This is a genomic window from Pseudomonas sp. AS2.8 (assembly GCF_014190935.1).
GTDB lineage: Bacteria > Pseudomonadota > Gammaproteobacteria > Pseudomonadales > Pseudomonadaceae > Chryseomonas.
In genome coordinates this window covers 1,115,903-1,127,680 of sequence record NZ_JACHVV010000001.1, presented here as the reverse complement: position 1 = coordinate 1,127,680, position 11,778 = coordinate 1,115,903, and the positions used below count along the sequence as shown (strand labels likewise).

The 11,778-nt window shown below is 69.1% G+C and carries 12 protein-coding genes; all 12 read left to right on the top strand.

Annotated features, from left to right (window positions below; all coding sequences use genetic code 11):
* Nucleotides 1-8: 8 nt before the first annotated feature.
* The 12 genes from FHR73_RS05105 to madL all read left to right on the top strand — a co-directional run bounded on the left by FHR73_RS05105 (nucleotide 9) and on the right by madL (nucleotide 11,777).
* The gene (locus FHR73_RS05105) at nucleotides 9-1,043 is read left to right on the top strand and encodes a LacI family DNA-binding transcriptional regulator (protein ID WP_183629856.1); all 1,035 of its coding nucleotides are present in this window, start codon (nucleotides 9-11) and stop codon (nucleotides 1,041-1,043) included.
* Between the two features lie 148 nt (nucleotides 1,044-1,191).
* Nucleotides 1,192-2,547, top strand: a complete 1,356-nt coding sequence (locus FHR73_RS05100) for an MFS transporter (protein ID WP_183629855.1) — start codon at nucleotides 1,192-1,194, stop codon at nucleotides 2,545-2,547.
* 18 nt (nucleotides 2,548-2,565) lie between these two features.
* On the top strand, nucleotides 2,566-3,924 hold the full coding sequence (gene gudD, locus FHR73_RS05095; RefSeq protein WP_183629854.1) for a glucarate dehydratase: 1,359 nt from the start codon (nucleotides 2,566-2,568) through the stop codon (nucleotides 3,922-3,924).
* A gap of 205 nt (nucleotides 3,925-4,129) precedes the next feature.
* Nucleotides 4,130-4,840, top strand: coding sequence for a YfdX family protein (locus FHR73_RS05090; protein ID WP_183629853.1), 711 nt, complete (start codon nucleotides 4,130-4,132; stop codon nucleotides 4,838-4,840).
* A 129-nt stretch (nucleotides 4,841-4,969) separates the two neighbouring features.
* Entirely contained in the window at nucleotides 4,970-6,646 is a 1,677-nt protein-coding gene (gene mdcA, locus FHR73_RS05085; RefSeq protein WP_183629852.1) for a malonate decarboxylase subunit alpha, read from the top strand.
* Nucleotides 6,646-7,503 carry a triphosphoribosyl-dephospho-CoA synthase gene (locus FHR73_RS05080; protein WP_183629851.1) on the top strand — a complete coding sequence of 286 codons (858 nt, stop codon included), beginning with the start codon at nucleotides 6,646-6,648 and terminating at the stop codon, nucleotides 7,501-7,503. The genes mdcA and FHR73_RS05080 overlap by 1 nt, the downstream gene beginning before the upstream one ends.
* The gene (locus tag FHR73_RS05075; RefSeq protein ID WP_145003410.1) at nucleotides 7,503-7,817 is read left to right on the top strand and encodes a malonate decarboxylase subunit delta; all 315 of its coding nucleotides are present in this window, start codon (nucleotides 7,503-7,505) and stop codon (nucleotides 7,815-7,817) included. Before FHR73_RS05080 ends, FHR73_RS05075 begins: the two co-directional genes overlap by 1 nt.
* The gene (locus FHR73_RS05070) at nucleotides 7,810-8,676 is read left to right on the top strand and encodes a biotin-independent malonate decarboxylase subunit beta (RefSeq protein ID WP_183629850.1); all 867 of its coding nucleotides are present in this window, start codon (nucleotides 7,810-7,812) and stop codon (nucleotides 8,674-8,676) included. Before FHR73_RS05075 ends, FHR73_RS05070 begins: the two co-directional genes overlap by 8 nt.
* Entirely contained in the window at nucleotides 8,673-9,488 is an 816-nt protein-coding gene (mdcE, locus tag FHR73_RS05065) for a biotin-independent malonate decarboxylase subunit gamma (RefSeq protein ID WP_183629849.1), read from the top strand. The genes FHR73_RS05070 and mdcE overlap by 4 nt, the downstream gene beginning before the upstream one ends.
* A gap of 14 nt (nucleotides 9,489-9,502) precedes the next feature.
* The gene (locus FHR73_RS05060; RefSeq protein WP_183629848.1) at nucleotides 9,503-10,189 is read left to right on the top strand and encodes a malonate decarboxylase holo-ACP synthase; all 687 of its coding nucleotides are present in this window, start codon (nucleotides 9,503-9,505) and stop codon (nucleotides 10,187-10,189) included.
* Nucleotides 10,186-11,121 carry a malonate decarboxylase subunit epsilon gene (mdcH, locus tag FHR73_RS05055; RefSeq protein WP_183629847.1) on the top strand — a complete coding sequence of 312 codons (936 nt, stop codon included), beginning with the start codon at nucleotides 10,186-10,188 and terminating at the stop codon, nucleotides 11,119-11,121. The genes FHR73_RS05060 and mdcH overlap by 4 nt, the downstream gene beginning before the upstream one ends.
* Nucleotides 11,122-11,342: 221 nt before the next feature.
* On the top strand, nucleotides 11,343-11,777 hold the full coding sequence (madL, locus tag FHR73_RS05050; RefSeq protein ID WP_183629846.1) for a malonate transporter subunit MadL: 435 nt from the start codon (nucleotides 11,343-11,345) through the stop codon (nucleotides 11,775-11,777).
* Nucleotide 11,778 lies beyond the last annotated feature (1 nt).

Genomic DNA, 11,778 nt, shown 5'->3' with positions numbered 1-11,778 from the left:
GACCCGCTTTGGCCAGGAAGTCCCGACGCGAACTCGCCCAGCTCGATGGCACCACCGAGCTGCCCCTCACCGTGCGCGAGGTCGCCCTCGCCGCCGGCGTGTCGCCCATCACCGTGTCCCGGGCGCTGCACCGCCCGAGCCTGGTGAGCGACGCCACCCGCGAGCATGTCCTGGCCGTGGTCAAGGAGCTGGGCTACGTGCCCAACCTGCTGGCGGGCAGCCTGGCCTCCAGCAAGAGTCGGCTGGTGGCCATCCTGCTGCCCACCATCGCCAACTCCATCTATGCCACCGTGGTGCAGGCGATCATGGATCGCCTCACCGAGGCGGGCTACCAGGCGCTGATCGGTCCCACCGGCTATTCGCCGGAAAAGGAAGAAGAACTGCTGGAAGCCATCCTCGGTCGCCGCCCCGATGGCATCGTCCTCACCGGCACCCTGCACACCCCGGCCAGTCGCGCGCGGCTGGCGGCGCTGAACATCCCGGTGGTGGAAGCCTGGGACCTGAGCGCCGAGGCCCTGGACATGCAGGTGGGCTTTTCCCACGAGCAGGTCGGCGCGGCCCTGGCGGAGCACTTCGTCGCCCGCGGCTATCGCCGTTTCGGGGTGATCTCGGTGGACGATCCCCGCGCCATGCGCCGCAACCTGGCCCTGCAGGCCCGCCTGGCCGAGCTGGGCATCCCCGAATTGCCCATGGAGGTGCTGCCGCTGCCGGCCACCTGGGAAGTCGGCCGGATCGGCCTGGCGCGCCTGCTGGAACGCCCCGAGCCGCCGGAGCTGGTGCTGTGCAGCTCCGACACCCTGGCCCTGGGCGTAGTCGCCGAGGCCAGCAGCCGTGGCCTGCGCATCCCCGCGCAACTGGCGGTGGTCGGCTTCGGCGACACCACCAACGGCCGCTTCGCCACCCCGGCGCTGTCCACGGTCAGCGTCAATGCCGATGCCATGGGCCAGAGGGTCGCCCAGGCACTGCTCGACCGCCTCGCGGGCGATCGGACCGCGGTAAGTCTCGACACCGGTTTCACCCTGATCGAGCGCCAGAGCTCCTAACGGATTTTTTGCACGCAGCCACAGATTTAACGGTTGAATGATAGCGTTATCTGTTTAATGATAACGCTATCGTTGTCAGACGACTTACAACATAAGCCCGCTACACGATGTCAGCCCGCACACAAAAACAAACCAGTGGGAGCTCTCCATGCACGAAACCAAGCAGACGCGTGTCCGCTACCTGATCCTGTTCATGCTGTTCGTCGTGACCACGATCAACTACGCCGACCGCGCCACCATTTCCATCGCCGGCTCCGCCCTGCAAAAAGACCTCGGCATCAGTGCCGTCTCCCTCGGCTTCATCTTCTCCGCCTTCGGCTGGGCCTATGTGCTCGGCCAGATCCCCGGCGGCTGGCTGCTCGATCGCTTCGGTTCGAAGAAGGTCTATGCGGCGAGCATCTTCACCTGGTCGGTGTTCACCATGCTGCAAGGCTACATCGGTGAATTCGGCATCGGCACCGCGGTATTCCTGCTGTTCGCCCTGAGATTCATGGTCGGCCTGGCCGAAGCGCCCTCCTTCCCCGGCAACGCCCGCATCGTCGCCGCCTGGTTCCCCACCAAGGAGCGCGGCACCGCCTCGGCGATCTTCAACTCGGCGCAATACTTCGCCACCGTGCTGTTCGCGCCGCTGATGGGCTGGATCGTCTATCACTTCGGCTGGCAGCACGTCTTCGTGGTGATGGGCGCCCTGGGCATCGCCTTCTCGGCGGTCTGGATGGCGGTGATCTACAGCCCCCGCGAACATCCGCGCGCCAATGCCGCCGAGATCGACTACATCGCCAGCAACGGTGGCCTGGTCGATCTGGACACCCCCGGCAAGAAGAGCGAAGGCCCGAAGTGGAGCTACATCGGCCAGCTGCTGACCAATCGCATGATGGCCGGCATCTACCTGGGCCAGTTCTGCATCAACGCCCTCACCTACTTCTTCCTCACCTGGTTCCCCGTCTACCTGGTACAGGAACGCGGCATGACCATCCTCAAGGCCGGCATCATCGCCTCCCTGCCGGCCATCTGCGGCTTCATCGGCGGCGTGCTGGGCGGGGTGATCTCCGACTACCTGCTGCGCCGCGGCAGCAGCCTGAGCGTGGCGCGCAAGACCCCCATCGTCGCCGGCATGCTGCTGTCGATGAGCATGATCCTCTGCAACTACGTCGACGCCGACTGGATGGTGGTGGGCTTCATGGCCATGGCCTTCTTCGGCAAGGGCATCGGCGCCCTGGGCTGGGCGGTGGTCTCCGACACCTCGCCCAAGCAGATCGCCGGCCTCTCCGGTGGCCTGTTCAACACCATCGGCAACCTGTCCTCCATCACCACCCCGATCATCATCGGCTACATCATCGCCGCCACCGGTTCCTTCAAGATGGCCCTGGTGTTCGTCGGTGCCAACGCCCTGGTGGCCGCCATCAGTTACCTGTTCGTCGTCGGCGAGATCAAGCGCGTCGAGTTGCGCGGCGTGCCCACGCCGCCCGCCGAAGCCCCGCTCGCCGCTGAAACCTCTCGCTGATCGCCAAGGAGCCCGACCATGACGCAATTCAACGCCACCCCCGCCCTGCACACCGGCACCCCGGTGGTCACCTCGCTGGAGGTCGTGCCCGTCGCCGGCCAGGACAGCATGCTGCTCAACCTGAGCGGTGCCCACGGTCCCTACTTCACCCGCAACGTGCTGATCCTCAAGGACAGTGCCGGGCGCACCGGCGTTGGCGAGGTGCCCGGCGGCGAGAGCATCCGCCAGACGCTGGAAGACGCCCGCCAGTTCCTCGTCGGCCAGCCGCTGGGGCAGTACCAGCGCATCCTCGGCCAGGTCCGCCAGGCCTTCGCCGGCCGTGATTCCAGCGGCCGTGGCCTGCAGACCTTCGACCTGCGCATCACCATCCACGCCGTCACCGCCCTGGAAGCCGCTCTGCTCGACCTGCTTGGCCAGCACCTGGAAGTGCCGGTCGCGGCCCTGCTCGGCGAAGGCCAGCAGCGCGACGCCGTGGAGATGCTCGGCTACCTGTTCTATGTCGGCGACCGCACCAGGACCACCCTGGACTACCGCAGCGAAGCCGAGAGCGACGACGCCTGGTTCCGCGTGCGCAACGAAGAAGCCCTGACCCCCGAGACCGTGGTGCGCCTGGCCGAGGCGGCCTACGACCGCTACGGCTTCAAGGACTTCAAGCTCAAGGGCGGCGTGCTCAGCGGCGATGCCGAGATCGAGGCGGTCACCGCCCTGGCCGAGCGCTTCCCCGAGGCGCGCGTGACCCTCGATCCCAACGGCGCCTGGTCGCTCAAGGAAGCCATCCGCCTGTGCCGCGACCAGCACCACGTGCTGGCCTATGCCGAGGACCCCTGTGGCGCCGAGAACGGCTATTCCGGACGCGAGGTGATGGCCGAATTCCGCCGCGCCACCGGCCTGCCCACCGCCACCAACATGATCGCCACCGACTGGCGCCAGATGGGTCATGCCATCCAGCTGCAATCGGTGGACATCCCCCTGGCCGATCCACACTTCTGGACGATGCAGGGCTCGGTGCGGGTGGCGCAGATGTGCAACGACTGGGGCCTGACCTGGGGTTCGCACTCCAACAACCACTTCGACATCTCCCTGGCCATGTTCACCCACGTCGCCGCCGCGGCGCCGGGCAAGATCACCGCCATCGACACCCACTGGATCTGGCAGGACGGCCAGCGCCTGACCCGGCAACCGCTGGAGATCAAGGGTGGCCTGGTGGCGGTGCCGCAGCAGGGTGGCCTGGGCGTGGAGCTGGATCTGGACGCCCTCGCCCGCGCCCACGAGCTGTACAAGACCAAGGGCCTCGGCGCGCGCGACGACGCCATGGCCATGCAATTCCTCTCGCCCAACTGGACCTTCGATAACAAGAAGCCCTGCCTGGTGCGCTGAGCCCCTCGGCCCGCCAACAGCGCCCGCTCCGGCCTCCCCGGGGCGGGCGCTGTTTCCGTTTCAGCGTCCGACACAAGGAATTACACCTACCGATAGCCTGCTAAGCGTTCCTTAAGCTCACCGGATGGACACTGGACCCCAAGGTATCGCGCAACCCTGCCCGATACCCCGCGGTTCCAGTTACTTTCGTATCCGGGAGAAGCACATGAACCTCAATCGTCGTATCACCAAGAGCCTCCTCGTCCTGACCATCGCCTCGGTGTTTTCCACCGCCGCCCTGGCCAACACCCGACCCGACATCGCCACCCAGCAGGTCGCCACCCTGCCGGCGATCTCCCAGCAGGGCCAGCAGGCCTTCATGGACGTGGTCGCCGCCCGCCAGGACCTCTTCGAAGCCCATGTCGATCAGGCCAAGCAGCAACTGGCCGCTGCAGAAAGCGCGCTGCAGACCGCCCAGACCGACAAGACCGCCTACCTTAAGTCGGCCAGGGACCTGCGGGGTCAGGACGGCAAACTCATGCAGGTCTCCGCGCAGGACGCCAAGGCCACGGCCTGGCTGCCGATCGGGAGCGGCATGGCGCTGCGTGACGACTATGTCGCCACCCCGGCCAAGAACCAGGCCGTGGTCCAGGCCAACGAGAAGATCCAGCAGGGCGATACCAAGGGCGCTGGCGAGATCCTCAAGGTGGCCGGCGTCGACGTCGACTACTCCACCGCCGTGCTGCCGGCCCAGGAAACCCTGGACCTGGTGCACCGGGCCAACCAGGAGCTGGGCCACGAGCAATACTGGCAGGCGAACCTCACGCTCAAGCAGGTGCAGAACAGCCTGAGATACGACAACGCCAACGTCGACGTGACCCCCACCAGCTGGTTCTCCAAGACCACCTCGATCTTCACCCCGGTCGACAAGACCTGAGCCGGTCACAGGCACCTGAGCTCAACGGAATCGTTAACTTCAGCGTAACGATTCCGCCCTCAGGTTGATTGAACGCCAGGGGAGCGAGGTCTAGGGTGACTCCACGACAGGTGATTCGTGGAGACCCCAATGACAACGACATCCCACCCACCGGCTCGGATCGCCAGGCGCCGCAGCGACAAGCAGCAGCGCCTGGACCGGGTGGCCGCGCTGGCCGATGGCAAGGTGCTGCCCACCGCGTCCATCGTCGCGGCCCTGGAACAGCTGCTCGCCCCCGGCGACCGCGTGGTGCTGGAAGGCAACAACCAGAAGCAGGCCGACTTCCTCTCCCGCAGCCTCGCCCAGGTCGATCCAGCCCGGCTGCACGACCTGCACATGATCATGCCCAGCGTCGGTCGCGCCGAGCACCTGGACCTCTTCGAACGCGGCATCGCCCGCAAGCTGGACTTCTCCTTTGCCGGCACCCAGAGCCTGAGGATCAGCCAGCTGCTGGAGGACGGCCTGCTCGAAGTCGGCGCCATCCACACCTACATCGAACTCTATGCCCGGCTGCTGGTGGACCTGATCCCCAAGATGGTGCTCAGCGCCGGCTTCATGGCCGACCGTGCCGGCAACATCTATACCGGCCCCAGCACCGAGGACAGCCCGGCGCTGATCGAGCCGGCCGCCTTCAGCGACGGCATCGTCATCGTCCAGGTCAACCAGCTGGTGGACGACGTATCCGAGTTGCCGCGGGTCGACATCCCGGCGGACTGGGTGGATTTCGTGGTGGTGGCCGACCGGCCCTTCTATATCGAACCCCTGTTCACCCGCGATCCGCGCCACATCAAGCCGGTGCACGTGCTGATGGCGATGATGGCCATCCGCGGTATCTATGAACGCCACCAGGTGCAGTCGCTCAACCACGGCATCGGCTTCAACACCGCGGCCATCGAGCTGATCCTGCCCACCTATGGCGAGCGCCTGGGCCTCAAGGGCAAGATCTGCCGGCACTGGACGCTCAATCCCCACCCCACGCTGATCCCGGCCATCGAGAGCGGCTGGGTGGAGAGCGTGCACTGCTTCGGCACCGAACTGGGCATGGAGGGCTATATCGCCCAGCGTCCGGACGTCTTCTTTACCGGTCGCGACGGTTCGCTGCGATCCAACCGCCTGCTCTGCCAGCTGGCCGGCCAATACGCCGTCGACCTCTTTATCGGCGCCACCCTGCAGGTCGACGGCGACGGCCATTCCTCCACCGTGACCCGGGGGCGCCTGGCCGGCTTCGGTGGTGCCCCCAACATGGGCCATGACCCGCGCGGCCGCCGCCATCCCACCCCGGCCTGGCTGGACATGCGCCAGCAGACGGGCGACAGCGCCCCGGCGCTGCTGGAGCGGGGCAAGAAGCTGGTGGTGCAGATGGTCGAGACCTTCCAGGAAGGCGGCAAACCCACCTTCGTCGATACCCTGGACGCCGTGGAGGTGGCGCGCAAGAGCGGCATGCCGCTGGCGCCCATCATGGTCTATGGCGACGACGTCACCCACCTGCTCACCGAGGAAGGCATCGCCTACCTGTACCGCGCCCGCTCCCTGGACGAGCGCCGGGCGATGATCGCCGCCGTGGCCGGGGTCACCGCCATCGGCCTGCGCAGCGATCCGGCCGAGGCCCGGCGGCTGCGCCAGGAAGGCCTGGTCGCGCTGCCCGAGGACCTCGGCATCCGCCGCACCGACGCCAGTCGCGAATTGCTCGCCGCTAAGAGCATCGGCGAACTGGTGGAATGGTCCGGCGGCCTCTATCAACCCCCGGCCAAGTTCAGGAGCTGGTGATGCGCGCCCTCGCCCGTCTTGCCCCCTCTCCCGCCGAACGCCTGGCCGACCTGGCCGTGACCGCCCTGGTCGACGAAGCCGAACTCTCGCCCAAGCCGGCCCTGGTGGATCGCCGCGGCCAGGGTGCCCACCAGGACCTCAGCCTCGGCCTGATGCTGACCTCGGCCCAGGCCCTGCGGCCCTGCTTCCAGGCCATGGCCGAAGCCGCCGAACTGGAACTGCCCGCCGCCGAACTGCGCCGCCTGATCGGTCGCCTGGGGCGGGAGGGCGAAGCCGCCATGCTGCAGGTCACCGGCGGAATCAATACCCACCGCGGCGCCATCTGGGCGCTGGGACTGCTGCTGACGGCGGCGGTGCAGGCGCGACCGGACTCGGCGCGCGCGCTGTGCCTGGCCGCCGGGCACCTGGCCAGCCTGCCCGATTCGGACGCACCCCGCACCGCCCCCAGCCATGGCCAGGGCGTCGCCCAACGCTATGGCGTCGGCGGTGCACGGGCCGAGGCGGCTGCGGGCTTTCCGGCCATTCACCAGCGCGGCCTGCCGCAGCTGCGCGCCAGCCGCCAGGCGGATGCCGGCGAGCAGAACGCTCGTCTGGATGCCCTGCTGGCGATCATGACCCGACTGGACGACACCTGCGTGCTGCACCGCGGCGGTCCCGCCGCCCTGGCGACCATGCAACAGGGCGCCCAGGCGGTGCTGGACGCCGGTGGCAGCGCCAGTCTCGCCGGGCGCCGCCAGCTGTTGCTGCTGGATCGTCAGTTGCTGGCCGCCAACGCCTCTCCGGGTGGCGCTGCCGATCTCTTGGCCGCCACCCTTCTCGTCGATCGCCTGGAGCCACGGCTCCCTGGAGACCTCTGATGGAACACTTCACCTGCCGCTATCCGGCCAGCCAGCGCCGCCAGGGCCGTGCCCTGGTGGGCTGCGTCGGCTCGGGGGACCTGGAGGTCCTGCTCGAACCCGCCAGCGCCGACTTCACCCTCAAGGTGACCACCTCGGTCAATGGCAGTGAACCGCGCTGGCGCGCCCTCTTCGACCGGCTGTTCGCCGCGCGCGAGGACCTGCCGGCCCTGACCCTGGACATCCATGACTTCGGCGCCACCCCGGGCGTGGTGCGCCTGCGCCTGGAGCAGGGTCTGGAAACCCTCGACCTGGAGGACAGCACCCATGGCTGAAGCCACCCTTCCCGATGTGCAGACATTGCTGCACAGCCGCAGCTTCGTCGAACTCGGCGCCCGCGAACGGGCGCGCACGGTGCTCGATGCCGGCAGCTTTCGCGAGCTGGTCGGGCCCTTCGAGCGGCTGATGTCGCCCTGGCTGCCCAGGCAGGGCATCGTCTGCCAGGCCGATGACGGCGTGGTGGTGGCCAAGGGGCTGATCGACGGCCGGCCGGCGGTGGTCTGTGCCATCGAGGGCGCCTTCCAGGGCGGCAGCATGGGTGAAGTGGGCGGCGCCAAGATCGCCGGGGCGCTGGAACTAGCCCTGGAAGACAACCTCGCCGGCACCCCGACCCGCGCCGTGCTGCTGCTGGAAACCGGCGGCGTGCGCCTGCAGGAAGCCAACCTGGGGCTCGCCGCCATCGCCGAGATCCAGGCGGCCATCGTCGCCTTGCGCGCGCACCAGCCGGTCATCGGCGTCATCGCCGGCAGCGTCGGCTGCTTTGGCGGCATGTCCATCGCCGCGGGGCTGTGCAGTCAGCTGATCGTCACCCGCGAGGCCCGGCTGGGCCTCAACGGCCCCCAGGTGATCGAACAGGAAGCCGGCATCGAGGAATACGACTCCCGCGACCGCCCCTTCATCTGGAGCCTGACCGGCGGCGAGCAGCGTGTCGCCACGGGCCTGGCCGATGTCTTCGTCGCCGACGACAGCGCCGCCGTGACCGCCGCCATCCGCCAGGGCTTCAGCCAGGGCGTTGCCGGCACCTTGCGCAGCGGGCAGGCCGACCACTACCTGACGCGCCTCGCCGATCTCGACACCCGTCCCCAGGCGGACGCCGCCGCGGTCCGCCACCTCTATGCCGGAGACCAGCCATGAGCACCCAGCCTTCGCAACGCGGCCTGACCTGGTTCCAGGCGCTGGCCGGCCAGGGCGAGGCGCTGGCCAGCCTGCCCGCCTCCCTGCGCGTCGCCGACCTCGAACTGGCCGGACGCCCCGCGCGCTGGCTGGCGGTGGTTGCCGATGCCGAGAATCCCTTTCCCCGCGCCCGCCAGGGCGAGGTGGGTCTGCTGGAGGGCTGGGGCCTGGCCCGGGCCATCCAGCAGGCCATCGCCGAAGATCGTGACGCTGCCCTGAAACGTACCCTGATCGCCCTGGTGGACGTGCCCAGCCAGGCCTATGGGCGCCGCGAGGAGGCCTTTGGCATCCACCAGGCCCTGGCCGGGGCCGCCGGGGCCTATGCCGAGGCGCGCCTGGCCGGGCATCCGGTGCTGGGGCTGCTGGTGGGCAAGGCCATGTCTGGCGGCTTTCTCGCCCATGGCTACCAGGCCAATCGCCTGCTGGCCCTGCGCGATCCCCAGGTGCAGGTGCATGCCATGGGCAAGGCCTCGGCCGCGCGGGTCACCCTGCGCAGCGTAGAAGAGCTGGAACGCCTGGCGGCGGACATCCCGCCCATGGCCTACGACCTGGACAGCTACGCCTCCCTCGGCTTGCTCTGGCGCCAATTGGAAGTGGCCCAGCCCGACCAGCCCTCAGCCGAAGATGTGCAGCAGGTGCGCCAGGCCCTGGCCGACGCCCAGGCGGATGTCCTGGCCAGCGGTGCCACCGATCTCCGGCTCCGGCTGGACGGCGCCAATCGCGCCGCCTCTCGCGAGGTGCGCGAACGCCTGAGAGCGGGATGGAACGCGTGATGAGCGGGCGGGCGATGGGATCGTTGGGCTTCGCTGCGCTCAACTCAACCTACGAGGCTCCGGTAGGTTGGGTTGAGCGCAGCGAAGCCCAACACCGCCCCCACGACCTCCTCTGGGGCCTCACCCCGGACGCCCTGCCCGGGCAAGCCCCCGCCTGGGCCCACCAGGTCGCCCAGGCCGGCCTGCCCGTGGTGGTCCGCCGCGCGGCGCACGATAATGGCCGCATCCCGATCGGCCTGCGCGGCACCACTCGCGCCGAGCGTCTGGCAGCCTGGCTGGAACCTGCTGCCGTGAGGCGCCAGCACTCTCCCGAGACCCTGAGAATCTCGAAGGATTGCCGTGACCTGCCGGTCTTCTCGACCCTGGCCGCTGTCGAATCGCTATTGGATGAGCTGGGCCTGCCCTGGGGCCCCACCGGTGCCGCAGGCTACGAGCTGACCAGCGGCTGGCCGGCGCTGCATGCCGGGAGCGATCTGGATCTGCTGATCCGCTGCGCAACCCCGCTGTCGCGCGACCAGGCCCGGGCCTTGCTGGCGTCCCTGCAGGCGCGGGCGCTGTGCCGCCTGGATATCCTGCTGGAGACCCCGCTCGGCGGTGTGGCCCTGGCCGATTGGGCCGGAAACGCCCCACGCGTGCTGCTCAAGACCGCTGCCGGTCCCCAGCTGGTAGGCGATCCCTGGCGGGAGGTGCGCGCCGCATGAGCACCCTCTTCCAGTTTCCCGGCCAGGGCGCCCAGCGGCCCGGCCTGCTGCACGCCCTGCCCGACGCCGCCGAGGTCCGGCGGACGCTGGCGGAAGCCGCCGCGGTGCTGGACATTGATCCCCTCAGCCTGGACTCCGCCCAGGCGCTGGAACACACCCGCGCCGTGCAGCTCTGCCTGCTGATCGCCGGCGTCGCCACGGCGCGCCTGCTCTTGAATCGCGGACCGGCGCCGCAACTGGTGGCCGGGCTGTCCATCGGCGCCTATGCCGCCGCGGTAGTGGCCGAGGCCCTGGAATTCGCCGATGCCCTACGCCTGGTGGCCCGCCGCGGCGAGTTGATGCAGGCGGCCTACCCGTCCGGCTACGGCATGCTGGCGATCCTTGGCCTGGGGCGTGGCGCGGTCGAGAAGCTGGTTACTGACCACCAGCGCCCTGACGCGCCGCTATACCTGGCCAACGCCAATGCCGAGCAGCAATACGTGGTGGCGGGGAGCGACGCGGGCCTGGCCACCTTGGCCGAGGCGGCGCGCGCCGAAGGCGCGGCGGCGGCCAAGCGCCTGGCCATGAGCGTGCCGTCCCATTGCCCGCTGCTGGCGGAGGCTGCCAGGACCCTGGACCAGGCGTTCGCCGGCATCGAGCTGCGGGCGCCGCGCCTGGCCTATCTGAGCGGCACCTCGGCCCGGCGGCTGGTGCGCGCCGAGCAGCTGCGCGACGACCTCGCCTTCAACATGGCGCGGCCCATCGAATGGCACGCCACCCTGGAAGCCGCTCGCGAGCGCGGCGTGCGCCTGGCCATCGAGCTGGCGCCGGGTAGCGTGCTCACCCAGCTGGCCAGGCGCGTGCTGCCCACTAGCGGCGTTCTGGCCTGGCAGGATACCCACCCCGACACCCTGGAGGCGCTGCGGCGCGAGGAGGCGGCGCGACTGGATTGAGCTTTTCCCATACGGCGGCGGCCCTCACCCCAGCCCTCTCCCGGACGGAGAGGGGGTAACAGCGAGCGCGGTGGCAGGCTTCCACCCAACCCACACAGGACCCGAAGAGACCTTCAAACACGGCGCCGCCCTCATCCCGGCCCTCCCCCGGACGGAGAGGGGTAACAAAGAGAGCGGTGCCAGGCTTCACCCCACCCCAAGCACAACCGAGGACAACAACAATGATCATCTACGGTGTAGCGCTCCTGGCCGTCTGCATGCTTGCAGGCGTCATCATCGGCGACTTCCTGGGCGTCCTGCTCGGGGTCAAGTCAAACGTCGGCGGGGTGGGCATCGCCATGCTCCTGCTGATCTGCGCCCGGCTCTACATGGAGCGGCACGGCGGCATGAGCAAGGAGTGCGAATTCGGGGTCGGCTTCTGGGGCGCGCTGTACATCCCGGTGGTGGTGGCCATGGCCGCCCAGCAGAACGTGGTCACCGCCCTGCATGGCGGACCGGTGGCGGTGCTGGCGGCCGTGGGCGCCGTGGGGATCTGCGGGGTGACCATCGCCCTGATCAGCCGCAGCCATCGCGGCGAACCGCTACCGCCACTGCCGGACGCCGCCGTGGCCCCCGCGCCAGCGGTCGCCCATGTCGCACCGGCCGGAGGTCGCTAGG

Bases quoted from the DNA above. Each gene is read 5' to 3' on its own strand.
- FHR73_RS05100 (WP_183629855.1), top strand. From the start codon at position 1,192: ATGCACGAAACCAAGCAGACGCGTGTCCGCTACCTGATCCTGTTCATG.
- gudD (WP_183629854.1), top strand. From the start codon at position 2,566: ATGACGCAATTCAACGCCACCCCCGCCCTGCACACCGGCACCCCGGTG.
- FHR73_RS05090 (WP_183629853.1), top strand. From the start codon at position 4,130: ATGAACCTCAATCGTCGTATCACCAAGAGCCTCCTCGTCCTGACCATC.
- mdcA (WP_183629852.1), top strand. From the start codon at position 4,970: ATGACAACGACATCCCACCCACCGGCTCGGATCGCCAGGCGCCGCAGC.
- FHR73_RS05080 (WP_183629851.1), top strand. From the start codon at position 6,646: ATGCGCGCCCTCGCCCGTCTTGCCCCCTCTCCCGCCGAACGCCTGGCC.
- FHR73_RS05075 (WP_145003410.1), top strand. From the start codon at position 7,503: ATGGAACACTTCACCTGCCGCTATCCGGCCAGCCAGCGCCGCCAGGGC.
- FHR73_RS05070 (WP_183629850.1), top strand. From the start codon at position 7,810: ATGGCTGAAGCCACCCTTCCCGATGTGCAGACATTGCTGCACAGCCGC.
- mdcE (WP_183629849.1), top strand. From the start codon at position 8,673: ATGAGCACCCAGCCTTCGCAACGCGGCCTGACCTGGTTCCAGGCGCTG.
- FHR73_RS05060 (WP_183629848.1), top strand. From the start codon at position 9,503: ATGGGATCGTTGGGCTTCGCTGCGCTCAACTCAACCTACGAGGCTCCG.
- mdcH (WP_183629847.1), top strand. From the start codon at position 10,186: ATGAGCACCCTCTTCCAGTTTCCCGGCCAGGGCGCCCAGCGGCCCGGC.
- madL (WP_183629846.1), top strand. From the start codon at position 11,343: ATGATCATCTACGGTGTAGCGCTCCTGGCCGTCTGCATGCTTGCAGGC.